A 25,278-nucleotide genomic window follows, 5' to 3' on the forward strand; every position below is an offset into this window, starting at 1 on the left:
CGCGCTGCAGAATCTGCTCGGTTCCGAAGGGTACCGGGTTTCCACTTTTCTTTCCCCGTCTGAGTTTCTCAGCCAGACCGATTACCTTACGCCCAGTTGCCTGATCGTCGACCTGAATATGCCCGGATTCGACGGCTTCGACGTTTCGCTGCACCTGACGGAGCGCGGCTTTTCCATTCCCACCATTTTTCTCACCGGCTATGGCACCATCCCGATTACCGTCAGGGCGATGAAGGCGGGCGCCTTTGAATTCCTCACCAAGCCCGTTATGCCCGATGAATTACTGAGGGTGGTGGAGGAAGCGCTGGCGCTGTCGGAGAAAAGCGCGCCATTACCGCGCGTTACTCGTCGCTGACGCCGCGTGAGAAAGAGTTGATGCAGTATGTGGTTCGCGGCCTGCTCAACAAACAGATTGCCGCAGAGATGGGGATCAGCGAAATCACGGCGAAGGTGCATAAGCGCAGGGTAATGGAAAAAATGGAAGTCCGAACCGTGTCGGACCTGGTCAGGGCGGCGGAAAAACTGGCCATCCTGAACGAAAGCTAGCCGCGCCCTGCTCCGCTGAGCTGCACGCGGTATAGCGCTCCCGCCGGGCCGGCGGGAGCGTTTTTATCACCCAGCGGCGCGCTCAACGGGCAGCGTAAACCAGAACAGGCACCCCCCTTCCGGACGATTCTCTGCCTGCAGTTCGCCGCCGTGACGCCTGATGATTTCGTTGCTGATGGTCAGCCCCATTCCCATCCCTTCCGCCTTGGTGGTATAGAACGAATCGAACACTTTACCAATCACCTCCTCAGCCAGGCCCGAGCCGTTGTCGGCCACCGCGATACGGATAAGATCCTCCTGCGGATGCGATGAGGAGATGCGCAGGATGCGCATGCCGGGATTATCCGTCATCGCTTCGATGGCATTGATCACCAGGTTGAGCAGAACCTGCTGAATCTGAACGCTCTCACAAAAAACCACGTCATTCTCAGCGGCAAGATCCAGTTCAAGCGAGACGAACCGTCGCTCCAGCTCGAGGCGCGACAGGTTTAAGATATCTCGCGCGATATGGTGCAGCTTTGCCGAGGCGAACTCCGCTACCTGATTACGGGTCAGCGCCTGAAGCCCGCGAATAATATCGCCCGCGCGGCGGCCTTCGCGAATAATCTCCTCAATACTCTGGCTGGCGTTGTCGAGCTGCGCCGGTTCACGCTTCAGCCATCTCAGACCGGCGCCGGCGTTAGCTACGATCGACATCAGCGGCTGGTTAATCTCGTGGGCGATGGAAGAGGTCAGCTGGCCCACCGTGGTGGCGCGCGCGACGCGGGCAAGCTCCGCCTGAGCGATCCTCACCGCATCTTCAGACTGACGCTGCGTGGTGATATCGGTCAGGGTGCCGAAATATTCCGCCACCTCAGGCCAGTTATCGTTCGGCTCGCCAATGCCCTTGATGTAGCGGCATTCGCCGTCGTCGCGAATGATGCGAAACTCCGCCTGCATCACCACGCCCTTCTCGACGCTGGTTTCAATCAGCTCGCGCAGCGACACGATATCGTCCGGGTGCACGCGGCTCTGGAACTCCGCCATCGAGGTGGTGGTCTGGGTCTCTGGCAGTCCCATGATGCGCTTATATTCGTCGGAGATGTACTGAATATCCGGCTCAAGATGCCAGTGCCAGGTGCCGGTATGGCTTATTTTTTCGCCCAGCATCAGCGAAGTCTGGCTGGCGCGCAGCTGCTTTTCAATTTTGCGGCGCTGATTGTTCTCGTCAACCAGTTCGGCATAGAGGCGCGCGGTTTCGAGCGAAACGGCGGCCTGCGCCCCAAGCATCGACACGATGCGCGAATGGTCGGCGGTAAAAACGTCGGGCATCAGCCGATTTTCCAGATAAAGGACACCGACCATTTGCGCCTGCCTGAACATCGGCACGCACATTACCGCCGCGCCCGACGCCACCAGATAGTTATCCTGGCTGAAGGGGCTGAACACCTCCGGCTTGCCGGTGCGGATCTCCTGCCCGGTGCGGATCACCGCTGATAAGATCGACAGCGGCAGATCGGTTGCGGTCGGCAGCTCGCGCACAATGCGTACCTTTACCCCTTCGACGGTGGTGGAGGCGCGCGCCTGGATTTCCGGAATATTGCCGTCGGTCAGCCGGATCAGCATGCAGTGCTGCGCGCCCGCCCGCTCGACCAGCATCATCATCAGAATATGAATCAGGCGATCCAGATTAATCTCTTCGGTGAGGGCGCGCATCACGGTCACCATGCTTTGCAGATCGCTGATCAGTGCGCTCTGCTCGAAGGAGACAGTGCTCAGGGCCGTTTGCGTATGATGCCCGGCGAGAGAGGGATAGAGCATTTCCAGCTGGCGCACCCTGGCGCCCGCGCCCCAGCGATCCCAGGCGGACATCGCGCCTTTAATGTAGGCGTCGCCCGCGAACCCCATGTTGCGCGCATAGGCCATACGCGCCGCCAGTTCGCACGCCAGCCCGTTGATATGATGAAACTGCCCTTCGCGCGACAGTGTGATGGCGCGCTCAAACTGTTCGGCGGCCTGCCCGGCCTCGCCGTCGAGGCGCAGCAGCTCGGCGCGCAGCAGGGCCTCTTTATCGGCGAAAGTTTTGGTATTTTCGTTCGCCCAGGTCACGATCTTGTCGAGATGATGCTGTAGCTGCTGACGCAGCTGACCGCTGAGGGGGCCCGGCGTGAGGGGAACGGTCAGCGCCAGCGCGCTGTAGAGATGAAAATCCAGCATGTGCACGTGGCCGGGAATAAGGTCGGTAAAGGGCGCCGCGTCGGCAAAATGCCGCGCTGCGCAGGCATATTCCGCCGCGAAAAAGTGCGCCATGCCTTTATAAAGCCGTGACCAGAACTGAATAAGGTACATCGGCTCCACAGCCTGTTCCGGCCTGACCGCGTCCAGCATCGGCGGCAGAAAATCATGGCCTGAAAACTCGCTTCCGCGCGGCTTGCGCAGGAAGAGCACATAATCCAGCTGCATGCTGAGGATCATCTCTACGTCGCGGTACTGCGCCTTGCGGACAAACAGCATGCCGCGCGTAATAGAAGTATGCACCGCTTCGAGATGATCGCCGCGGGCGAGATAGTTCATGACGATATGACGCAGCGCCAGGCAGGCCGAGGTGCGGTCGCCGGTTTCTACCCCCACGTCGAAGGCGGCCTTCGCACGCTCGATAGCGTAGGAGAGCGGCATCGTCCAGATGCTGACCTGGTCGAGCGGCAGCAGCGTGCGCGCTTTAAAGCTGACGAAGTCGTGCTTATAGACCAGCTCGCGCGCCAGCAGCGTGCTGGCGAAGCCCCGGCTGTACTCATCATACTGATCGCCGCACACCACGCCATACCAGGAGAGCGCCAGGGTCGATGCGCCGCTTAGTCCGCGCTCCATCGACAGATGCAGCAGCTTGCACAGGATCATAAAGTGCAGGCGCGGGTTGCTGAAGGCGGCAAAGGTGCTGGCGCTGGCCATCAGATTCATGATCGCTTCGGTTTTTTTGCAGCTAAGCAGCGGCAGCGCGCGAAAGCGCGCGTAGGGATTTTTGCCGACCGCCTCTTTAAGCGAAACTCGCGCCCTGTCGCACTCCAGGCGGTCCGGGTAGCGGTTTAGCTGAATGCCAAACACCGCCAGCCAGGCGAGCGCGGTTTCCAGCGCCAGTTTACTGTCCGACTGGCGCATATGAATTTCAGCGATCAAACAGGCCGCTTCGGCTTTCTCCGTGATCTCGCCCGGCGAGGCCGCGATTTCCGAGCACAGCGCCAGCGCCACCGAGAGATTGCCGTTAAGGAATTCACATTCGGCCTCTTCCAGCAGAAACTCGCTCTGGTCGTCGCTGCCCACGCTGCTGTTGAGCAGGCGCGCGGTCTGCAGGTAACGCAGCGCCGAAACATAATCGCCGGTATCTTTCGCCCGGCGGCTCGCCTTAAGCATCAGCTGGCTGAAGGTTTGCGCGTCATGCGCCAGCATCCCGCCATTTCTGATCGACAGCAGGTGATGAGCGGCCCTGAACAGCACGGCATTGGTGACCTCAAGATCCGACAGATGCATATAGTGCAGCGCGGCCAGATAGTGAAAGGCGTCTTTGTCGGTCGGCTCCAGCAGATCGAGCGCCGCTTCATGCATGCTGTCATGCATAAAGGCGTACTCTCTGCCGTTCAGCGCGATGAGCTTCGCCGCCGCCGCCGGCAGCAGCGTCTGCTCGATCTCTGCCACGGCAATACCGAGGATGCGGCTCATGGTATCCAGCTCCCCTGCGCTGCCCAGCGAGGCGAACTTGCCCAGCAGATGGCGGGTCGGCAGCGGCAGCGTGGTGAGATGCTGCAGAACGCTGGCGGCGACGTTTGCCGCATAGTGACAGTTTTTCAGCGCCTGAGCATCATAGGCCCAGCGGAATGGCGCATTGTGCGTGATCAGGCCGTCGCGCAGCGCCTGGCGGAAAAAGTCGTGGGTGGCGAGCGGGTTGCCGGCGGTCTTTTCGTGAATAACCTGCGCCAGCTCCGCCGTTTCGCCGCTGCGGGTATGGAAGAGCCCCGCCAGCCAGCTCGCGATATTTTTTTCGCTGAAAGGCTCCGGCGTGATATCGGTAATGCGGGCCGCGCAGGCGCGGATGAGCTTCAGGTTATCGTCAATTGTCGGACAGGGCAGCGACACGCTGTCGCGATAGGTGATCACCAGCAGCAGCGGGATATCTTCGCTCAGCGCCAGCAGGTTTTGCAGCAGCTGCAGCGTGGCGCGATCGGCCCAGTGCACATCGTCGATCAGAATAACCAGCGGCCGGCCGGGCGCGGTGAAGGCTTTCACCAGGTTGCAGGCCGCCAGATTAAAATGGTTTCTCGCGTCCTGCGAGTGCGTATGGGCGTGCACGGCCGCTTTCTGATTGAGTAAAATGCCCAGCTCCGGCACCAGATTGATCGCCAGACCGGCATACTCACCCAGCAGGCATGCGATATGCGACTTCCAGCGCGCCATCTCTTCGGTGGGCAGGCCGAGCACGTGCAGCGTCAGCGTCCTGAAGGCGGCGGTAAAAACCGCGTAGGGCAACACGGGGGAGTGGCGATCCGCCTTCACCACCGTCATTAGCGCTTTTTTATTGCGCAGCAGCTTAATCGACGAGGCGATCAGCGAGGATTTGCCCGCACCCGGCACGCCGCCGATCGCGACCAGGTTGTGCTTGCCGCTTTTGCTGACCTCGTCAAACGCCGCCAGAATATCGGTCGCCTGGGGATGATCGGCGCAGAGCGTGTCGGGCGATAAATTCGCGGCCTGAGAGTCCTGCATGCCGAGGGCAAAAGACTCGATCATGCCGTCCGGCATCAGGGTCGACGCGCAGCGCCGCAGATCGGCCAGTACGCCTTCCGCCGTCTGGTAACGGTATTCCGGCGATTTCGCCAGCAGCCGCAGGATGACGGAGGAGAGAACCATCGGGATCTCCTGGCGTATCAGATGCGGCGGCAGCGCTTCCGACGCGATATGGTGGTGGACCCATTCGGCGTGGCCGCCCTCGGCGCTGCCGTAGGGCAGCCTGCCGGTGAGCAGTTCATACAGCACGATGCCCAGGCTGTATAAATCGCTTACGCGGCTGACGGGATGCGCCGAGCGGGAGGTATGTTCAGGCGACATATAGGCGAGCGTGCCGCCCGCGACCGGCAGACGAGGCTGCAGCAGCAGATCGCTGTCGACCGACGACAGGCCGAAGCCGCCTAGCAGAATACGTCCGTCGTCGGCATAGAAAAAATTCGCCGGTTTGATATCGCCGTGCACCAGGCCCTGCTGATGCATCAGGCTCAGGGCGCTGCAGAGCATCGCGGCGCTGGCAAGAAATTCAGAAATGGCGCCAGGGGGGGTACATAAAACATCCGCCAGCGTACGGTAATTAAACGGCCGGTAAATCAGGGCGTATCGTCCCTGATAAAGGGTGTGACTCAGGGGCTTCAACGCCCAGTGATCGGAGAGGCGAACGCGCAGCGCGTACTCATTTTTCAGCAGCTGCGTTACCTGAAAAATCGACTCCTCCGTGCCCGCGGTCGCCAGCACAAAGGTTTCGCCGGTGATCCCATGCCGACACAGCAGCCAGTCGACATTGCCCTCCTGCGCCAGGGGAGTAAAAGAGATATCGTCTGAAAGCGTGACGCGATCGGTTTCTGTTGTCTCTAACGCCTGCGGATTTATGCTCATTGGCGGGCAGCCCCTGAGGAGAACGCCTGACGGATATGTTCAAACAACGTATCAATTTCGATAGGCTTTGGCAAAAAGGCGACAGCGCCAAGGTTAATGGCATACCGCAGCATGCTGTCATCGCCGTTGCCGGAAATGATGATGCCCGGCGGGTTAATCAGCCGCCGGGTCAGATTGATGAAAAGCTCGAAACCATTCATGCCTTTCAGTTGCACATCAATGATAAAAAGCGCGGCATTCGCCATCGCTGCTTCATCACAGAGAAGAGATTCTGCCGACTCAAAGGCCTGGGTGAGATAACCTTCAGACTGGAGCAGGTTGGTAAGACCACTGCGGACAGAACGTTCATCATCGACGACGACAATGCGCTGCGACAGCTGCATGCTGTTTTCCTTAAATGAAACTCAGGCCTGCGGGAGGCGCTTCCTTAGGAGGCTTTGTCACCTGAGGGCGGGGGCGTGTCACCGATTCTATGGTGATACTCATGGCGAAACCAGCGCAGCTTCACCGGTTCGCGCTTAATCACGCTTTTCGCCAGCGGAATAAGATGTTCGCCCACCTGCATGCCGAACAGCCCCAGCAGCGCAATAATCGGCGGCGCGGGCGAGTTGACGCCGAGCGCGGCATAAATCAGGCCGGCCAGAATGCCGACCGCCAGCGAGACAGAATAGGTTTTCAGCATGGTCAGCCTGCGTGGTTGGCGATGGATGAATGAGAGGTCGGGCGAGCGTCTGCGACGACCGGCGACGGCGCCGCTGGCGGAACCTGCGCGGTGGCATCCTGGTGAAACAGCTGCCCGCCCAGGGAACTGCCGACGATCATGCCGAGCAGTCCCACCAGCGCGACGGCCGGCGGCGCCGGAGACTGGACCTTAAGCAGCGCGTAAACCAGGCCGATTAATACGCCCGCTCCCAGAGAGATCAATAAAGGACTCACAGGTCCTCCTTCTTAGCATGGCGGGCCGGTCCGGTGAAGGGCCGGCCCGCTCGACAGATTAACGCACGTTCGCCGGAACCGGGGCCAGCGTACGGTGTTCGCTCTTCTGGCGAGAAGGCGCTTTGTGCACCATGGTATAGGCGTAATCCACGCCGATGCCGTAGGCGCCTGAATGCTCTTTCGCAATATCCATAACGGCGTTATAGGTCTCTTTGTGCGCCCAGTCGCGCTGCCACTCCAGCATCACCTGCTGCCAGGTTACCGGGATCACGCCAGCCTGAATCATGCGCTGCATCGCGTAGTCGTGCGCTTCTTTCGTGGTGCCGCCTGACGCGTCGGCCACCATATAGATCTCATAATCGCCTTCCAGCATGGCGCACAGCGCGAAGGTGTTGTTGCACACTTCGGTCCACAGACCTGACACGACAACTTTTTTCTTGCCGTTTGCCGCCAGCGCGTCGCGCACTTTCTGATCGTCCCAGGAGTTCATAGAGGTGCGCTCAAGAATGTCCTGGCCAGGGAATACGTCCAGCAGCTCCGGGAAGGTGTTGCCGGAGAAGCTTTCCGTCTCAACGGTCGTCAGTACGGTCGGAATGTTGAAGACTTTCGCCGCTTTCGCCAGCGCCACAACGTTGTTTTTCAGCACCTGACGATCGATTGACTGAACGCCAAACGCCATCTGCGGCTGCTGGTCGATAAAGATGATCTGGCAGTTTTGCGGCGTCAATACTTCAAGTTTGCGATTGGTCATGTCTTTGCCCATTGAGGTTATATTGCTAAGTACCGTGGAAAGAGTAACGGCGTAAATTGACAGCCTCCCTGATACCCCGATGGCGTTGCGTCGCTGAACCGGTGGGTCACTGTCTGAGCGCAGTGTAGGAAGCTTTTTTTTTCAAACTATTATCTTTAGGTATAACTATACGAACGTATACCTATACCAGGGTATACCTATCCTTTTGTATAACTAGACGCTTTCCAGACCTCCCGATCATAATCCCGCCATCCCAGTAGCCTGCGCTTACGGCAGGACAATGCTCTGTCTGCGGCCGTCCGTGCCGCGTCGGACAACTCAATTCAGGAGATTCTATGGTTACCCTTGGTAAAGCAGACGTCATTCTCACCAATGGCCGATTTCATACCGTCGATCGCGGCAACCCGATCGCCGATGCCGTCGCTATTCGCGACGGCAAGTTTCTGGAAGTGGGCAGCCTGGCCGAGGTGATGCAGCATCACTGCGAAGGCACCAAAGTCATCGACCTGAAGGGCCACACCGCGATTCCCGGCCTCAACGACTCGCACCTGCACCTGATCCGCGGCGGCCTGAACTACAACCTGGAGCTGCGCTGGGAAGGCGTGCCGTCGGTCGCCGATGCGCTGCGCATGTTGAAAGAGCAGGCGCTGCGCACGCCGACGCCGCAGTGGGTGCGCGTGGTGGGCGGCTGGACCGAGTTTCAGTTCGCCGAGCGTCGCATGCCGACGCTGGAGGAGATCAACGAAGCCGCGCCGGATACTCCGGTATTCGTGCTGCACCTCTACGACCGCGCCCTGCTTAACCGCGCGGCGCTCAAAGTCGTGGGCTACACCAAAGATACGCCGAACCCGCCGGGCGGCGAGATCCAGCGCGACAGCAACGGCAACCCGACCGGCATGCTGATTGCGCGTCCTAACGCCATGATCCTCTACTCTACGCTGGCGAAAGGACCGAAGCTGCCGCTGGAGCAGCAGGTCAACTCCACCCGTCAGTTTATGCGCGAGCTGAACCGTCTCGGCCTCACCAGCGCCATCGATGCCGGCGGCGGCTTCCAGAACTACCCGGAAGATTATGAAGTGATCGCCGAGCTGCATGAGAAGAAGCAGATGACGATCCGCATCGCCTATAACCTCTTTACTCAGCGTCCTGGACATGAGCTGGAAGATTTTGAGAAGTGGACCGATATGCTGACGCCGGGCCAGGGCAGCGACTACTTCCGCCACAACGGCGCCGGCGAGATGCTGGTCTTCTCCGCCGCCGACTTCGAAGATTTCCTTGAGCCGCGCCCCGATCTGGCGCCGGGCATGGAAGATGAGCTGGAGCGCGTGGTGCGTCATCTGGTAGAGCACCGCTGGCCGTTCCGCCTGCACGCCACCTACGACGAATCGATCAGCCGCATGCTCGACGTCTTTGAAAAAGTTAACCGCGACATTCCCTTTAACGGCCTGCACTGGTTCTTCGACCATGCCGAAACCGTTACCCAGCGCAATATCGACCGCATCAAAGAGCTGGGCGGCGGCATCGCGGTGCAGCACCGCATGGCGTTCCAGGGCGAATACTTCGCCGAGCGCTACGGCATCGAAGCGACCCGTCACACGCCGCCGGTCGCGCGCATGCTGGAGACCGGCGTGCCGGTCGGCCTCGGCACCGACGCCACGCGCGTCGCCAGCTATAACCCCTGGACCGCGCTTTACTGGCTGGTGTCCGGCCGCACCGTCGGCGGCATGCAGATGTATGACGTCAACGCGCGTCTCGATCGCGACACCGCGCTGATGCTGTGGACCCAGGGCAGCGCCTGGTTCTCCAGCGAGCAGGGCAAAAAGGGACAGATTAAGGCGGGCCAGCTGGCGGATATGGTGGTGCTGAGCAAAGACTATTTCAGCGTGCCGGAAGAGGAGATCAAAGGCATTGAGTCGGTGCTGACGCTGGTGGACGGCAACATCGTTTATGCCGCCGGATCCTTCAGCAGCGAAGCGCCGCCGTCGATTCCGGTTCTGCCTGAGTGGTCGCCGGTGGTCAAGGTGCCGGGTCACTACCGCAGCGCGCCGCCGACCGCCGCCACCCGCGTGGGCATGCAGCAGATGCCGCACCAGTGCAGCGGCCCGTGCGGCGTGCACAGCCACTCCCATGACATCGCGCGCGGCGCCAGCCTGCCGGTCTCCGAGGAGAACGCCTTCTGGGGCGCGCTCGGCTGCAGCTGCTTCGCGTTCTGATCATCATGACGATCTCCTTTTCTCAGCCGCCCCGCATTAACGCGGGGCTGTTCTTCCTGCGCCTCACCGGCTGCCTGCTGCTGCTCTACGTGCACGGGCTGCCGAAGGTGTTTCACTTCAGCGAAGAACTGACGCGTATCGAGGATCCTTTCGGCCTTGGTCCCTGGATGAGCTTATTGCCGGCTATTTTCGCCGAAGTCATCTGCCCGTTATTTATTCTGATCGGCGTGTTCGCCCGCCTCGCCTGCCTGCCGATTATCGGCGTGCTGCTGGTGGCGATGCTGTTTGTTCATCCCGGCTGGAGCATCGCGGAGGGCCAGTTCGGCTGGCTGCTGCTGATTATCTTCACTACCCTGGCGATGACAGGTCCGGGCCAGTGGCGCCTCGGTGCCGGCACGCGCAGAGAGGTTCGCTATGGCGCAGGTTAACGATATTCATGACGTCGCCCAGGGCGAAGCGACGGCGCCAGCCGCTGTTTCGCATGCTGTGGATCGCGACGGTGGTCTCTAACATCGGCTCCTGGATGAATGACGTCGGCGTGAACTGGACCATGCTGACGCTGAGCGCCGATCCGCTCAGCGTGGCGCTGGTGCAGGCGGCGAGCAGCCTGCCGATGTTCCTGTTCGCGCTGCCCTCCGGCGTGCTGGCCGATATTGTCGACCGGCGTAAATATCTGCTGTTCTCGCAGCTGTGGGTCTTTATCGCCGCCGCCGGCCTGACGCTGCTCTCTTTCACCGGGCACGTCACGCCGCTGGTGCTGCTGGTTGCCGCCTTTCTGATGAGCACCGGCGCGGCGATGAGCTCGCCGCCGTTCCAGGCGATCGTGCCGGATCTGGTCAGCAAAAATGAGCTGGGCCCGGCCATCGCGCTGAACTCGCTCGGCATCAATATCAGCCGCGCCATCGGTCCGGCGCTTGGCGGCCTGATCCTCTCGTTCGCCGGGCCGTGGGTGGTCTTTATGCTCAACGCCCTCTCGGTGCTCGGCGTGGCGTGGGTGCTCTATCGCTGGAAAGAGGTGCCGAGCGTCCAGCGGCTGCCCCCGGAGCACTTCTTTTCAGCGGTGCGCGCCGGTCTGCGCTACGTGCACGCCGCGCCGGTGCTGCGCAACGTGCTGGTGCGCACCGTCGCCTTCTTCCTGTTCGGCAGCGCCGGCTGGGCGCTGCTGCCGCTGGTAGCGCGCCGCGAGCTGGGGCTGGGTCCGGGCGGCTACGGCATTATGCTGGCCTTTATCGGCGTGGGCGCCATCAGCGGCGCGGTGCTGCTGCCGCGGCTGCGTAAACGCTTCAACCCCGATCGGCTGATGGTGCTGGCGAGCCTGATGTTCGCCGCCACCATGCTGGCGCTCGCTTTTGTCCGGCACTTCTGGCTGCTGAACACGTTCGAGTTCTTCACCGGCTTCGCCTGGATTGCCGTGCTGTCGACGCTTAACCTGGGCGCGCAGCGCAGCGCGGCACGCTGGGTGAAAGCGCGCGCGCTGGCGGTCTATCTCACCGTGTTTTTCGGCTCGATGACCGTGGGCAGCGCCATCTGGGGACAGCTGGCGTCGCGCTACGGCATCCCGGTTTCGCTCTGCGTCGCCACCCTGGGCATGGCGCTGGCGTGCCTGACGGTACTGCGCTGGCGGCTCGATCAGGATCCCGACCTCAATCTCGACGTCAGCGAGATCGCCGAGCCGGTGCCAGCGCTGGAGATCCATCACGACCGAGGTCCGGTGCGCGTGAGCTACGAGTATCAGATCCGCCAGGCGGACGCCCACGCCTTTACGGTCTGCATGCAGGATATGAGACGCGTTCGCCGTCGCGGGGGCGCCATCAACTGGGCGGTCTACGAAGACATTCTCCAGCCGGGCATCTTCGTCGAAACCTTTGTGGTGGGATCCTGGATGGAGCATCTGCGTCAGCTTGAGCGCTACACCATGAACGACAAGAAAATTGAGAACCGCGTTTATGCATTCCATCAGGGCGAACAGATACCGGTCGCACGCTATCTGGTTGCGCCTGAATAACAGCTTTTTTCATTCAACATCACAAGGAAAAGACCATGAGCACGATTAAAACCGCCGACGGCACGCAAATCTATTTTAAAGACTGGGGCAACGGCAAACCCGTTCTCTTCAGCCACGGCTGGCCGCTGGATGCTGATATGTGGGATAACCAGCTGAACTTCCTGGCGGAGAACGGCTATCGCGTCATCGCTTTCGATCGCCGCGGCTTTGGCCGCTCCGATCAGCCGTGGACCGGCTACGACTACAATACTTTCGCGTCGGACATCAACGACCTGATCACCTGTCTTGACCTGCAGGAGGTCACGCTGGTGGGCTTCTCGATGGGCGGCGGCGACGTGACGCGCTATATCAACAACTACGGCTCCGCGCGCGTGGCCGGTCTGGTGCTGCTGGGCGCGGTGACGCCTGCCTTCGGACAGCTGGAAGGCTTTCCGCAGGGCGTCGAGCCGTCGGTGTTTGACGGTATTCTGGCTGGCTTACGCAAGGATCGCGCCCAGTTCATCAGCGACTTTGCCGTGCCTTTCTACGGCACCAACGCCGGCCAGACCGTCTCTGAAGGCGTGCTGACGCAGACCCTGAACATAGCGCTGCTGGCATCGCTTAAAGGCACGCTGGAGTGCGTTAAGGCGTTTTCCACCACCGATTTCCGCCCCGACATGGCGAAAATCGACGTGCCTGCGCTGGTGATCCACGGCAGCAACGATCAGGTGGTGCCGTTCGAAACCACCGGCAAGCTGGCGGCGGAAATGATCGAAGGCGCGCAGCTGAAGGTGTACGACAATGCGCCGCACGGCTTTGCGGTGACCCACTCCGATCGGCTGAATGCAGATTTGCTGGCGTTCCTGAACGCCCTCTGACTCCGTTTTTCGCGCTGACAAAAGCCGCCCTGCGTTAACGCAGGGCGGCTTTGAGCCGGCGAATGAAGCGCTGTCACTTATCAATATCTTTCAGCGCATACGCCGTCATGACCAGAAGCGTCGACGTAAAGGACGCATTTACCAGTAAGGCGGTCAGCATTTTCTCCCCCTGTTTCGCTGTCAGGTAAACCCGTGCAGAGCCTGTCTCAGTAGGCTGCCGCCATTGACGTCTGACTCGCCTCTTTTTCAATCAGCCGCATCAGCAGCGAAATCCGGCGATCGGTTCGCTCCGGCGTATCGGGCGGCAGATGGTAGTGCAGGGTATAGAGTTTCCCTTTCTCATTGAAAAAATCAGCGGCGACCACCGGCATAATGCCGCCCGGCACGCGCTGGTAATTGACCTGCAGCCGCGAATTCCCCAGTTTCATCCTGACCGCCATGACACTTTCATCCGCTACTGACGGGTAAAGCTGCCTGTCTGCCGGCACGATAATGCGCTTCATGAAACACCTCCTGCTGTCCAGATAGATGCATAGCGGGAGGGAGCCGGATCCGGCGCCCTCCCCGGTACGGTCAGGCTGCGCTTACGCCTGGTGTTCAATCACGTCTGCTGTATGGTGCGCAATGGGTATGCGGCGCGGTTTTTCACTTTCCGGGATCTCCAGATGCAGACCGACGTTGAGCAGCCCGTCCTGCAGTCTCGCCTCGGTCACTTTCATATGTTCCGGCACGCTGTAGCTCAGGCGGAAATCGGTGCGGCTGATGCCGCGGTGCAGCCAGCCGCCGTTGCTGCGCGCGCCGTCCGCGTTCGCCTCGTTTTCCGTGCGCTCCTCTTTCCGGCCGGTTACCGTCAGCCGGCCGCCCGCCACTTCGATTTCCAGCTCGCTCTCTTTCCAGCCGGGCACGCTCAGGGTAAGCGCATAGCGCTCATCGTCGAGCTGCTTCAGGTTGTAAGGGGGCGTAACGGCGACAGGCGTATCGCCGGTCAGCTGGCTAAAGAGACGGTCAATGCGGCTGAAGCGATCGGAAAAAAGCGCGTCGCTGAGTAAGGGAAATACGGGGAAAGTACGTGAAGCCATAGTGATAACCTCCTGAATTGATCGTTCATTCAAAAGCTCATCGGGGAAACAGGCGTCTCACCTGCCCAGTGACATTTATAGAGTTTCCCGGAGAATTTTCAAGGACGCCCGGCGCGATTTTTTTATCATCAAATTTTTTGACTTTATTCAGCAACAGACAGGGATTTTCACGCCTGTCCGAAATCTCTATTATTGATTCCATCGAGGCAGAACGCCTCAAAACCTAAAAATATCTCTGAGGAATCGACCATGAAAACCATCAAAACTTTCGTTGCTGTTGCGCTGTTCGCCCTGCTTTCTTCTACCAGCTTTGCTCAGACAGTGACCGCTACCGCCTCGACCCTGGACGGCGCCGAAGCGCAGATTGCCGCGCAGGCAAAACTGGCTGGCACCGGTTACAGCATCACGGAGGCCTACGCAGGCAACCAGGTGCATATGACGGCTCGTCTGACCAAATAACTGCGCCGAAAACAGAGAAAAGGGGCCGCCTGAGAGCGGCCCCTTTTCTTTTGCGCTTCAGCCGCGACGGCTGTCGCCGAGGGTCGGCACGATGCGTTTGCCGATGACGCGTTTAACCGCCGCGGCGGCCTGCAGCACCAGAAGATCCTGCCCGGGCGCTGAATAGAGGGTTATGCCGAAGGGTAAGCCTTCCGCATCCTGACCGGCCGGGATCGCGGCGACGGGCGCGCCCGCTTTGCCGGTGCATTTAGCCGCAGCCGCCATCGGCGAGAGCAGCAGGTCGGCGCGGCTCGCCCTGAGCGCCGCCAGAATGCCAGTATCCAGGCTCAGCGCGATATCGGTGCGGCGATCGCGGCGGTACTGCTCAGCGCGGATGTCCGGCGCGGCCTCAGCCGCCTCAAGCAGCCCCTGTCCGTAGGGGATCGCGTCCGGATGCGCGCGATTCCACTGGATAAGATCGTTCAGAGAGGCGATGCCGCAAGGCGCAAGCGTGCCAAGCAGCCCGTTGAGGCTCGCGCGGAATTCGCTGCGAAACACGCAGGAGCGCACCGTATTCAGCTGCTCCGCAGCGGGCAGATCGCAAGGATCGACGATGACGGCCCCCGCCCCCGCCAGCGCCGCCAGCAGCCGTTCAAACACCGCCTGCCGACTCTCCGTCAGCACGCTATCGGCGATAAAGCGACGTGGCACGCCGATGCGCAGCCCCTGTAGCGATGCGCCGCCGGATGCCTCCGTAAAACCGGCAAGCGTTGCCGTATCCTGCATATCCGCGCCCGCTATCGCCTGATACACCGATAGCGCATCCTCAATGGTGCGCGTCAGCGGCCCCGGCGAATCCTGACTGGGCACCAGCGGGATCACACCGTAGCGGCTGACGCGGCCCACCGAGGGCTTAAAGCTGGCGATCGAGCTGTGCACGGCTGGCGCCTGCAGAGAGTTTTGCGTTTCCGAGCCGATGGCGAAGGCGCAAAAACCGGCGGCCACCGCCGCCGCCGATCCGACGCTTGACCCCTGGCCCCGGCCATATTGCAGGCCGAGCGGATTGCGCACCGCGCCGCCCGCGCCGCTGAATTCTGCCGGCATGATCTCTGATACGAAGTCGGCGAACTCCGTCATATTGGTTTTGCCCAGCAGCACGGCGCCGGCGTCGCGCAGACGGGTAATCAGGCTGGCCTCAAAGGGCGGGCGAAAAGTCGCCAGCGCGCTGGCGCCGGCAGAGGCAAAGCAGCCATCCAGCGTGAAAATATTGTCTTTAACCAGAAAGGGCACGCCGTGCAGCGGCCCTCGGGATCGGCCCGCCGCGCGCTCGGCGTCTGCGCGCCTCGCCTCTTCGCGGGCAACGGGAGAGAGACTTCTGACACAGTTAATGTCGCTATCAAACTGCTCGATACGGTTCAGGTACCATTCGGTCGCTTCGAGAGAGGTAATTTCGCCCGCCGCGATAGCCGCGCCGATAGCGCGTGCCGAGCCGGTGGCAAGAAGAGAAAAGAGATCGGTCATGTTTCACAGTCCGGAATGTCGACGCAGGAACGCTAAAAATAGCGCAACCGCGCTGCCGGACTTAGACACTAAGGTGCGCTGTACGCGAGAAAAGCCTCAAAGCGTTTCGCGCGCGGCGAACTTCTCCAGAGCGGGGCCGTCAAGCCGGTAGCGCACCCATTCACTCAGAGGAAGCGCATCGATGCTGTGGTAAAACTCTTTGGCAGACTTATCCCACTCCAGCACGTTCCACTCAATACGGCTGCACTGCCGTCTGACCGCCAGCTGAGCGATATACTGCAGCATCGATTTGCCCGCGCCGCGTCCCCGGTAGTCAGGGGTAAAGTATAAATCTTCCATATTAAGGCTGCTGCGGCCCAGCCAGGCGGAGTAGCTCATGGAAATCACTGAATAACCAGCAATTATGCCGTCAATCTCGCAGATATAGGCTTCGGCATTGGTTTCGGGGGAAAACAGCGAGTTTCTAACCTCTTCAATATCGGGAACAGATTCCTGCGGCGCCTCGCGGTAAACGGATAAGCCGTTGATCATATTATAAATGGCGTCAGTATCTTCCAGGCTGGCCTGCCGGATCGTAACACGCATAAATTTTCCCTTAACCAAACCGTTTGATGGCGTTAAGGATAATCGGTATCGTTCAATGAATTAAGTGCAATAAAATCAATTAAAGGTGAATTCCATGCATCATGTGCTGCGACGGCTCGACCTTAACCTGTTGCCTGTGTTTGATACAGTCTTCCGGCATCGATCCGTCAGGCTTGCGGCAGAGGAGCTCGCGATGAGCACCTCGGCGCTGAGCCATGCGCTGACCCGGCTGCGCGATTTTCTGAAGGATCCGCTGTTTTATCGCGAGGGGCATAAGATGTGTCCCAGCGTTTATGCTTATCAGCTGGCGCCCCACATCGCCGACGCCCTCTCCGCTCTCAATCAACACCTCAGCCCGGTGCAGCCTTTCGATCCGCTCAAGAGCCAGGAGGCGTTTCGCATCGCGGTGACAGATTATACGGCGTTCAGCGTTTTTCCCGGGCTGATGAACAGCATTCAGAAAACGGCGCCGGGCATCGATTTCGAGCTCTGCTATTTGCCTCATAATCCGGCGCTGAACGAGCTGTTGGCGGGCGAAGTGGATCTGGCGCTGAGCTTCAGCGAACCCGATGGGATCAGACATCCCGATCTGGAAGAGATCGACCTCTTCAGCGACGAGTTTGTGGTGCTCAGCCATGCCGCGCGCGCGACCCTGACGCTGGAGGAGTATCTTGCTGCCGGACATCTGGTGGTGACGCCCTGGAACGAAAAGAAAGGGCTGCTGGACACGCACCTGGCGCGAATCGGGCTGACGCGGCGTATCACGCTAAAAACCCCGTCGATGCTGAGCTCCCCTTTTATCGTCGCAGAGAGCGAACTGCTGATGGCGATCCCCTCTTCCGTGGCACGCCGGCTGGAGCAGATCGCTAACGTGAAAACCTTTCCGGTGCCTTTCGCCGTGCCCCGCTTTACCGTAAAAATTTACTCCCACAAACGCAGCGGGAAAAAAAGCTCGACAGACTGGCTTAAAAACACCATTTTTCAAAGCGTTCAGCAGAAAAAAGAGTGCGCGAGCAGCTAAAGTCATTAGGGCGCCGATGCATACCTACCCTGCTTTCGGCTATGGCGAAGCGGCACGGCCGCAGGAGAAGCAGCGCGTATATAGAGAAGCGTTTTTATCGCTCGCCGCGATTAATCGCCAGCGTCGTCGAGCGCCACCATTTCGTGCGCTTCGCCTTGCTGCAGCCAGTCGCGGCTGTTAACGCGTAACATTTCGATAAAGGCGTGCCCCGCGCTGGAAAGACGACCGATATTCGGGCAAAGGATACCGATACGGGTGGCGGGCAATACCTCTTTCACCGTTAGCGGACGCAGCCTGTCGTGATAGCCGGGAAAGCGCAGGCGAACGGAGGTCCACATACTCACCATCGGCGCTTCGTCCATCATGCGCGCCATTATCCATGGCGATGAGCAGTGCGTAATGCGGGAAGGCAGAGGCAGGTTATAACGGCGAAAGACCTGCGCCAGAATGGAGTGTTCGCCCGGCTCATCCCAGTCCAGCCAGTGAGAATCCAGCAGGTTGCGCAAAGATACTCTGTGCGTCACCGGATGATCTTCTCCAACGATAAGGGTATTGCTCAAGGCGTACAGGGTTTCATGGTACATCGGCGCGGTTCCCATGCCGGCCGTAGCGGAGATGATCGCCAGGTCGATGCGATTATTTTCCAGTGCCTCGTAGAGCTGATGCGTACGCGCCTCCATCGCAATGATTTTTACGCCCGGCAGGCGCTGCTGAAAGCGCAGCAGGGTGGTGGTAAACGGGCCCCAGGCGGCGGCGGAGGTAAATCCGATGCGCAGCTGGCTCATCGACTTGCCCAGCAGACTGTCGATTTCCTCACGCGCCTGGCTCAGAGACTGATCGATATCGCGCGCATGGCGCAGCAGCACCTGACCATACTCATTCAGCGTAGCGCCGCGCGAGGTGCGCTCCAGAATGGGCATGCCGATCTCCGCCTCTATCTCCTGAATGGTTTTACTGATGGCGGGCTGCGTCAAATGCAGCGTCCGAGCGGCTTTGCTGAGGCTGCCCTGCGCCGCGACCTCCAGCAGTACGTCAAGCTGGTTCAGCTTTAATTTCATTTTGTTCCTCCCCACCGCGGCGTGCCTGGATGGTGCAAAAAACGCGCTATAAAAGGTCAGCCAATATAACCTGACCTATAAAAATTACTCATGGTTGATATACATTTATTTTATGGCAATAGTGCTGTTTCTCACCTTTTCCGCGTCATTACCCTAAGGATCAGCGTATGAAACAGACCGCCCGATATGCCTCTGCGGACACCGAGCTTTCCGCCTCGCTCTCTGTTCCTGACGCGGCTCTCTCACGGCCGCGCAGTCGGCAGGCGAAATCGCTGCTGGCGGTGACGCTGGGAAATGGCCTGGAGATTTATGATTTCACCGTTTACAGCTTTTTCTCCGTCATCATCGGTCATCTTTTTTTTCCTGCCAGCAGCGATTCCGCCTCGCTGCTGCTGGCCGTTGCGACCTTCGCCGTAGGGTTTATCATGCGTCCGCTCGGCAGCCTGCTCCTGGGGCAGTATGCCGACACGCACGGCCGTAAAGCAGCTCTTACCCTGATAATGGGACTGATGGCGATGGGCGTGATGATGGTGGCCTTTACGCCTGTTTACGCGCAGATCGGCCTTTGGGCACCGTTGCTGCTGGTGACCGGGCGGATGTTGCAGGGATTTTCAGCGGGCGGCGAAGTCGGTGCGGCAACCAGCTGGCTAATGGAGGCGGGAAATAAATCGCAGCGCGGCGTGCGCGTGAGCTGGCAGATGGCCAGTCAGGGTGGCGCGGCGCTAACAGGCGCCGCGCTGGGCGCGCTGCTGACGCACACGCTGAGTAGCGAAGCGCTCTACGCCTGGGGCTGGCGCATTCCGTTTATTCTCGGGCTGGCGATCATGCCGGTGGGGATCTATATCCGCCGCCATCTTCACGAGCCGCCCGTCACGCAGGCGGCGCGGCAGGAAAATCCGGCGCGCGAAATCTGGCGCACGCATCGCCGCAAACTGCTGCTGGGTATTCTGCTGGTGATGAAAAGCACGACGACATTTTATCTTATCGTCTACTACATGCCGGCTTATATGGTGCATACCCTGCACCAGCCTGCCGCCGCCTCATACTGGATCAGTATTATCGCTGCGCTGCTGACCCTGGTTGTGCCCTTTTTCGCCGGTAAGCTCGCGGACAAGCTACCGCGACGCAAACCGATCCTGCTCGCCTGCGCGCTCGGATCGATGCTGCTGATATGGCCCATTTTCGCCGCTTTGCAGCAGGGCGCGTCAATGCTGCTGGTGCTGCTGCTTATCGCGGTCGATCAGGTACTGGCCAATATCAGCGCGGTGGCGTTCTTTCTTTTGATTCTTGAAGCCTTTCCGCGCCAGGTGCGTGCATCGGGCATGGCGCTGGTATATGCCATCGGCGTGACGCTGTTCGGCGGCTTCGCCCAGTTCAACGTTACCTGGCTGCTAAACGTCACCGGCGAGGCCATGGCGCCCGCCTGGTATCTTCTTTTTAGCGCGGTCGTTTCGCTGACCGCCCTGCTGGCCTAGCGTGAACAGGCCCCGCTTGCCGACGACTGACCCTGAAGGAGAGAGTATGTTGATCACTGAAATCCTGGAATATGAAGCGGAGATGATCGCCATTCGCCGCGATTTTCATCAGCATCCGGAGTTAGGATTTGAAGAGTTCCGCACCAGCCAGCGCATCGCCGAGCTTCTGACCGAATGGGGATACGAGGTGCACCGAGGCCTGGGCGGCACCGGCGTCGTGGGCACGCTGAAGGTGGGCAACGGCGAAAAACGTCTCGCCCTCCGGGCCGATATGGACGCCTTGCCTATGCAGGAGCTGACCGAGGTGCCGTGGCGCAGCACGGTCGCCGGGAAAATGCATGCCTGCGGACACGACGGACACTGCGCTATCCTGCTGTCGGCGGCGCGCTATCTGGCGGAGAAGCGCCCTTTTTCCGGCACCCTGCATCTGATTTTCCAGCCCTCCGAAGAGTCGGTCGGCGGCGCGCGGCGGATGATGGAGGACGGCCTTTTCACCCTGTTTCCCTGCGATGCCATATTCGGCCTTCACAATATGCCGCTGCTGCCTGCCGGCACGTTCGTCACCAAACCCGGCGCGCTGATGGCCTCCTCTGACAGCATGACCATTACGCTGCAGGGCAAGGGCGGGCATGGTTCAACGCCGGAGAACTGCCGCGATCCCATTGTAGCGGGCGCGGCGATAATCATGGCGCTGCAGACCATTGTTTCGCGCAATGTCGATCCTCAGGAGGCGGCGGTGGTCACGGTAGGCAGCCTGCAGAGCGGCGCGACCCATAACATCATTCCCGATAAGGCGGAACTGAAGCTCAATATGCGCACCTTCAGCCAGCAGGTACGCGAGTCGGTTAAAGCCAGGATCCAGACGCTGGTCCAGGCGCAGGCGGAAAGTTTCGGCCTCACCGCGCGCATTGAGCCCGACTTTGGCTATCCGGTGACGGTTAATCATGTGAAGGAGACGGAATTCGCGTTACAGGTGGCGCGCGACGCGTTCGGCGCCGACAGCGTTGCCGATCCGCAACAGGTGAAAAGCGTGATGGGCAGTGAAGATTTCGCATTTATGCTGGAGGCGCGCCCGGGCTGCTATCTCTGGCTGGGAACCGGCACAGGCGAGAACGACTATGCCGTGCATCACCCCCTGTATCAGTTTAACGACGCCTGCATTTCAACGGGCGCCACCTATTGGGTGCGGTTAACCGAGGCCTTTTTGCCGCGCCGGTGAGTCGGCGTGGCATGGAGGCTGCCTGACCGGTTTTTTCGATGAGGCGGCGGCCAGCTTCTACGCTTTAAGAGGGGATAGCCTGCGGCTTCCCCTTTTCGCAACCATACGGAGAGCCTTATGCAGCACAAGCATCTACTTTTAGCGGGCGCCAGCGGCGTCGTCGGCTTTGCCGCTCACGATGCCTTTCATCAGGCGGGTTGGCAGATCACCACGCTCGGACGATCGCCGCATAGTCCCCACGCCTCTCCTCACCTCAGCGCCGATCTCACCTCAGCGGACGATCTCAGCCGGCACCATAAGGCGCTGGAATCCGTTACCCATATTTTCTATGCCGCGCTGCGCCAGGATCCCGACCCGGGCGTGGAGGCGGACGTTAACGCGCTGATGTTTGAAAACCTGATCGCGGCGGTGCGCGCGTCCGGTTCGGCGTTAAAGCACATCATCTTCGTACAGGGCGGCAAGGTCTACGGCGCGCATCTGGGAGTCTATCGCACGCCGGCGCGGGAAGAGGACAGCCGTCATTTCCCGCCTAATCTCTATTTCCGCCACGAGGACTATGCCCGGAAATTAGGCGACGAGACGGGTATCGGCTGGACGGCGCTGCGTCCGGACATTGTCATCGGCCACTCTTTCGGCTCGCCGATGAATCTGGGCAATCTGCTCGGCGTGTACGGCACGCTGTGCCGCGAAACCGGCACCGCCCTGCACTTCCCTGGGCCTGACGCGGCCTGGCGCAATACGCTGGTCAATATCACCGACAGCCGCATTCTCGGTCAGAGCGCGATCTGGGCCGCTGAAAATAGCCACTATGGCGCATTCAATATCACCAACGGCGACGTCTTTCGCTGGAGCCACGTCTGGCCAAAACTGGCGGAATGGTTCGGCGTGCCTGTCGGCGAGGCGCAGCCGATCTCGCTGAGCGAGCGTCTCCACGCTCTGAAGCCGCTCTGGGCCTCGATTGCCGATAAGGCGCAGCTGCAGGAGCGCGATATCGATCGCCTGGCGCTAGGCGGCTTTGGCGATTTTATTTTTCACGTCGAGAAAGATGCGATATTCGACGTGACCAAAGCGCGTCAGCACGGCTTCGAGGCCATGACTAAACGTTCCGACGAGGTGCTGATCGCGCATCTGGAGGCGATGCGCAGCGGCAGGCTGATTCCATAAAAAATCGGGCGCTGCCGTAACAGCGCCCGATAGCTGAAAAACCTGCGCCTGTTGACCGACGGTCTTATGACAGGCGCTGATAAAACGGAAAGGCGCCGAGTAGCAGGCAGCTGGCGAAAAACACCATGCTGGTAATAAACGACCAGCGCATCGTGCCGCGTTGCGTCTGCGCATAATCCAGCTTCAGCATCCCCACCAGCAAATAGGTCGAGGCGACCAGCGGGCTGAGAATATGCACCGGCTGTCCGACCAGCGCGGCGCGTGCCATTTCAACCGGCGCAATGCCGTAATGACCAGCTGCCTGCACCAACACCGGCAGCATGCCGAAATAGAAAACGTCATTGGAGACCAGCCAGGTCACCGGCACGCTAATCAGCGCGGTAATGGCGGCTAAATAGGGGCCCAGCGCGGGCGGAATGATATTAACGATCGCCTGCGCCAGCGCGTTCGCCATGCCGGTTTCGGAAAAAATGCCGGTAAATACCGCAGCGGCGAAAATCAGGCTCGCTACCGACAAAATAGCGGGCGCATGACGTGCCAGCTGCGCCTGTTGCTGATTAAGCTGTGGAAAGTTAACCAGAAACATAATGGCTGTAGCCAGCATGAACAGGTAGGCCATCGGCACAATATCGAGCACCAGCAGGGTAATTAAGGCGATGGTCAGCAGCCAGTTGGTCCAGAAACGCCAGGCGACGCAGGGTCTCTCTTCGAAAAGAATATCGTGGCGGACCGCCGTGTCGCGCTGCCAGCCGAGACGCTTACGCTCCTGGCGACCCAGTATCCATGCCATTACAAACGTCCAGACAATAGCGGCAAGCAAGGGCAGCAGCAGCGGAATAAACAGCGTGCTGGTTTCAACGTGAACCGCCGTTGCCGCGCGCGCCGTGGGGCCGCCCCAGGGAAGCATATTGCCCAGCCCCGTGCACTGCAGCAGCAGACAGGCGGCTTTTAATTTCGACAGGCCGACGCGCTCGTAAATCGGCAGAAAGGCGGAAAGCACGATCATATACACCGTAGCGCCATCGCCATCCAGCGCCACAATAAATCCCAGCAGCACGGTGCCGATGAATATTTTGACGGGATCCCCATCCACGGCGGAAACGATACGCTTAATCACCGGGTCGAACATGCCGGCGTCAGTGACGCTCATAAAATAGAGCATGGCGAAAATCAGCATGACGCCGGTGGGCGCCACAGTGCGCAATCCCTTAATGACCATATCGCCTGTCTCAGCGCCAAAGCCGGCTAGTAATGCAAAGAAAGTCGGCACCACAATTAATGCTGTCAGCGCAGAAAGTTTTTTGGTCATTAATAAACCAATAAAAAGGGCCAGCATCAGCAGGCTGATCGTCAGCAGCATAATTTTATCCTGTTGCAGGGTTAAGGCGCGCTTGTCAGCGACAAACGAGAACGTATCGGCATGTAAAATAAATATTTATTTGATAATTATTTTTAATATCAACAGCTAAAACAATCTTTAAAAGGATTGTTAACGTGCGCTATTTCATATTTCTTATAAATTTTAAAATTGCGCGAGGTGATAATAATCGAGCGTGAAACTCTACGTAGAAAATCGTATAGCGCTTCACGCCCGCGGTTATTTACAGCTTCGGCTAAACAGCGCTGAAATTAACGGTGATCGCGCGGCGACGGATGCACTGGCAAATCCAGGCGATAGAGTTTGACCGAATATTCAACGGTTGAGGGTTTACCGCCGGTAGTGGCGGGCGTGCGGTTAATTTGCGCCGACGGCATCCAGAGCTGTCCGTCAGCGATCCACATCGCATCAATCCACACCAGTCGGGGATCCTGCACAACCGTGCTGACCTTGCCCTGCGGCGTTATCCGTTTTACGGCGCGGGTATTGATGTCCGAGGCGTAGATATTGCCCTCCGCGTCGATGGCGGTGCCGCCCGTACTCCAGGTATCGATAAACTTCTCCGCGTGGCGCGCGACCTCTTCCGACGAGAGCCCGGCGTCGTTAAGGTAGCGCGTTTCGATACGCGCCATCGGGCCCGGAATCGCCTGATAGTAGAGCCATTTACCGTCCGGTGAGACCTCCAGCTGATCCAGCCCTACGCGCTTTTCCCGCCCGTCGCGCAAAAAGAGCTTTTTCCCGTCGGCGTAGATAGGCAGATGATCAATAGAGAGCGGATGGTTATCCAGCACCCGCCAGCTTTTGCCCGTTTTCAAATTCAACACCACCAGCCCCACCGCGCCGGGATCGGTGATATAGGCGAAATCGCCGTTGAAGCGTACATCGTCAAGATAGCTTTCAGCTTTTAACGTCGGCGCCTTAAACAGGTAGCTCGCCACTACCTTGCGGCTGTGAATGTCGATGCGCACCAGCTTTGCGCCCTGCTCGACCGCCTTATCACCGGTGCCGATGCCTTTATTGCCGGCATCCATGACCCAGAGATCGCCGTCCGGGCCAAAGCGCAGCGCGTTGACGTGTAAAAAGTGATGGGCGGGATCCTGGCTTTCCCAGCGGTTCCATTCCGCGTTCGGCCAGGCCTCGAGCGCGCCGTTTTTCACTTCGACCAGCTGCGGTCCCGCGCCCTCTGACTGCGTCAGCGAGGCGAAAATGCGCCCCTCTGGACTTACCGTGACCCCGTTCCAGACGCGCGGCGAGGTTTCCACCTGCTGCAGACGGCTGTCCTGCAGGGTTGGCAGCTCAGCCGGCAGCCGATCCTGCGCCAAAACCGGCGTTGTTGCGACCAGTGCCGTCAGCAGCGACATCATCTTTACTGTACTTTTCATCTTTCCTCTCCTTCTGTCG

General features: G+C 59.7%; 21 protein-coding genes and 1 pseudogene. 10 read left to right on the forward strand and 12 right to left on the reverse strand.

Annotated features, from left to right (window positions below):
- A pseudogene (locus MHZ89_RS21185) lies at nt 1-546 on the forward strand (response regulator transcription factor); the annotation flags it as partial.
- A gap of 66 nt (nt 547-612) precedes the next feature.
- Here MHZ89_RS21185 and MHZ89_RS21190 read toward each other — a convergent pair.
- Genes MHZ89_RS21190 through MHZ89_RS21210 form a run of 5 tightly spaced genes read right to left on the reverse strand, consistent with a single transcriptional unit; the run spans nt 613 to nt 7,864 of the window.
- Entirely contained in the window at nt 613-6,177 is a 5,565-nt protein-coding gene (locus MHZ89_RS21190) for an AAA family ATPase (RefSeq protein ID WP_311784538.1), read from the reverse strand.
- Nucleotides 6,174-6,560: a response regulator transcription factor gene (locus tag MHZ89_RS21195; RefSeq protein ID WP_033755744.1), complete on the reverse strand. Its 387-nt coding sequence runs from the start codon at nt 6,558-6,560 to the stop codon at nt 6,174-6,176. The genes MHZ89_RS21190 and MHZ89_RS21195 overlap by 4 nt, the downstream gene beginning before the upstream one ends.
- Before the next feature lie 44 nt (nt 6,561-6,604).
- The gene (locus tag MHZ89_RS21200; RefSeq protein ID WP_033755743.1) at nt 6,605-6,859 is read right to left on the reverse strand and encodes a DUF1427 family protein; all 255 of its coding nucleotides are present in this window, start codon (nt 6,857-6,859) and stop codon (nt 6,605-6,607) included.
- Between the two features lie 2 nt (nt 6,860-6,861).
- Nucleotides 6,862-7,113 (reverse strand): DUF1427 family protein, encoded by a 252-nt coding sequence (locus MHZ89_RS21205; protein WP_033755742.1) that lies wholly within the window; start codon nt 7,111-7,113, stop codon nt 6,862-6,864.
- Nucleotides 7,114-7,171: 58 nt separating this feature from the next.
- Nucleotides 7,172-7,864: a hydrolase gene (locus MHZ89_RS21210; RefSeq protein ID WP_033755763.1), complete on the reverse strand. Its 693-nt coding sequence runs from the start codon at nt 7,862-7,864 to the stop codon at nt 7,172-7,174.
- Nucleotides 7,865-8,199: 335 nt separating this feature from the next.
- On the opposite strand from MHZ89_RS21210, the gene MHZ89_RS21215 reads away from it, so the two are divergent.
- Genes MHZ89_RS21215 through MHZ89_RS21230 form a run of 4 tightly spaced genes read left to right on the forward strand, consistent with a single transcriptional unit; the run spans nt 8,200 to nt 12,939 of the window.
- Complete coding sequence (locus tag MHZ89_RS21215) at nt 8,200-10,077, forward strand: amidohydrolase (RefSeq protein WP_033755740.1); 1,878 nt, start codon at nt 8,200-8,202, stop codon at nt 10,075-10,077.
- Between the two features lie 5 nt (nt 10,078-10,082).
- A complete protein-coding gene (locus tag MHZ89_RS21220) occupies nt 10,083-10,505 on the forward strand; it encodes a DoxX family protein (RefSeq protein WP_033755739.1) in 423 nt (140 codons plus the stop codon).
- An 8-nt stretch (nt 10,506-10,513) separates the two neighbouring features.
- Nucleotides 10,514-12,082: an MFS transporter gene (locus MHZ89_RS21225; RefSeq protein WP_311784539.1), complete on the forward strand. Its 1,569-nt coding sequence runs from the start codon at nt 10,514-10,516 to the stop codon at nt 12,080-12,082.
- A 35-nt stretch (nt 12,083-12,117) separates the two neighbouring features.
- A complete protein-coding gene (locus tag MHZ89_RS21230) occupies nt 12,118-12,939 on the forward strand; it encodes an alpha/beta fold hydrolase (protein ID WP_033755735.1) in 822 nt (273 codons plus the stop codon).
- A 206-nt stretch (nt 12,940-13,145) separates the two neighbouring features.
- Here the strand turns inward: MHZ89_RS21230 and MHZ89_RS21235 are convergent, their stop codons facing one another.
- Both MHZ89_RS21235 and MHZ89_RS21240 read right to left on the reverse strand, forming a co-directional pair.
- A complete protein-coding gene (locus tag MHZ89_RS21235) occupies nt 13,146-13,442 on the reverse strand; it encodes a hypothetical protein (RefSeq protein ID WP_033755733.1) in 297 nt (98 codons plus the stop codon).
- A gap of 81 nt (nt 13,443-13,523) precedes the next feature.
- Nucleotides 13,524-14,018, reverse strand: a complete 495-nt coding sequence (locus MHZ89_RS21240; RefSeq protein ID WP_311784540.1) for an Hsp20 family protein — start codon at nt 14,016-14,018, stop codon at nt 13,524-13,526.
- Between the two features lie 249 nt (nt 14,019-14,267).
- Here MHZ89_RS21240 and MHZ89_RS21245 point away from each other — a divergent pair, with 249 nt between their 5' ends.
- Nucleotides 14,268-14,477: a DUF1471 domain-containing protein gene (locus tag MHZ89_RS21245; protein WP_033755729.1), complete on the forward strand. Its 210-nt coding sequence runs from the start codon at nt 14,268-14,270 to the stop codon at nt 14,475-14,477.
- A 57-nt stretch (nt 14,478-14,534) separates the two neighbouring features.
- Here MHZ89_RS21245 and MHZ89_RS21250 read toward each other — a convergent pair whose 3' ends face one another.
- Complete coding sequence (locus MHZ89_RS21250; RefSeq protein WP_051905667.1) at nt 14,535-15,977, reverse strand: amidase family protein; 1,443 nt, start codon at nt 15,975-15,977, stop codon at nt 14,535-14,537.
- A 96-nt stretch (nt 15,978-16,073) separates the two neighbouring features.
- Complete coding sequence (locus MHZ89_RS21255; protein WP_033755728.1) at nt 16,074-16,562, reverse strand: GNAT family N-acetyltransferase; 489 nt, start codon at nt 16,560-16,562, stop codon at nt 16,074-16,076.
- Between the two features lie 94 nt (nt 16,563-16,656).
- Here MHZ89_RS21255 and MHZ89_RS21260 point away from each other — a divergent pair, with 94 nt between their 5' ends.
- Nucleotides 16,657-17,583, forward strand: a complete 927-nt coding sequence (locus tag MHZ89_RS21260; RefSeq protein WP_033755726.1) for a LysR family transcriptional regulator — start codon at nt 16,657-16,659, stop codon at nt 17,581-17,583.
- Nucleotides 17,584-17,693: 110 nt separating this feature from the next.
- On the opposite strand, the gene MHZ89_RS21265 is transcribed toward MHZ89_RS21260, so the two are convergent.
- Nucleotides 17,694-18,641, reverse strand: a complete 948-nt coding sequence (locus tag MHZ89_RS21265) for a LysR family transcriptional regulator (protein WP_033755724.1) — start codon at nt 18,639-18,641, stop codon at nt 17,694-17,696.
- 167 nt (nt 18,642-18,808) lie between these two features.
- On the opposite strand from MHZ89_RS21265, the gene MHZ89_RS21270 reads away from it, so the two are divergent.
- The 3 genes from MHZ89_RS21270 (at nt 18,809) to MHZ89_RS21280 (ending at nt 22,499) form a co-directional block, all read left to right on the forward strand.
- A complete protein-coding gene (locus tag MHZ89_RS21270; RefSeq protein ID WP_311784541.1) occupies nt 18,809-20,116 on the forward strand; it encodes an MFS transporter in 1,308 nt (435 codons plus the stop codon).
- 46 nt (nt 20,117-20,162) lie between these two features.
- A complete protein-coding gene (locus MHZ89_RS21275) occupies nt 20,163-21,335 on the forward strand; it encodes a M20 aminoacylase family protein (RefSeq protein WP_033755720.1) in 1,173 nt (390 codons plus the stop codon).
- Between the two features lie 117 nt (nt 21,336-21,452).
- Complete coding sequence (locus tag MHZ89_RS21280; protein ID WP_033755718.1) at nt 21,453-22,499, forward strand: SDR family oxidoreductase; 1,047 nt, start codon at nt 21,453-21,455, stop codon at nt 22,497-22,499.
- A 64-nt stretch (nt 22,500-22,563) separates the two neighbouring features.
- Here the strand turns inward: MHZ89_RS21280 and MHZ89_RS21285 are convergent, their stop codons facing one another.
- Both MHZ89_RS21285 and MHZ89_RS21290 read right to left on the reverse strand, forming a co-directional pair.
- Entirely contained in the window at nt 22,564-23,859 is a 1,296-nt protein-coding gene (locus MHZ89_RS21285) for a CitMHS family transporter (protein WP_033755717.1), read from the reverse strand.
- A gap of 269 nt (nt 23,860-24,128) precedes the next feature.
- Nucleotides 24,129-25,259 carry an L-dopachrome tautomerase-related protein gene (locus tag MHZ89_RS21290; protein WP_051905666.1) on the reverse strand — a complete coding sequence of 377 codons (1,131 nt, stop codon included), beginning with the start codon at nt 25,257-25,259 and terminating at the stop codon, nt 24,129-24,131.
- Nucleotides 25,260-25,278 lie beyond the last annotated feature (19 nt).

This window comes from Pantoea sp. ACRSB (assembly GCF_022346905.1).
GTDB lineage: Bacteria > Pseudomonadota > Gammaproteobacteria > Enterobacterales > Enterobacteriaceae > Pantoea > Pantoea piersonii.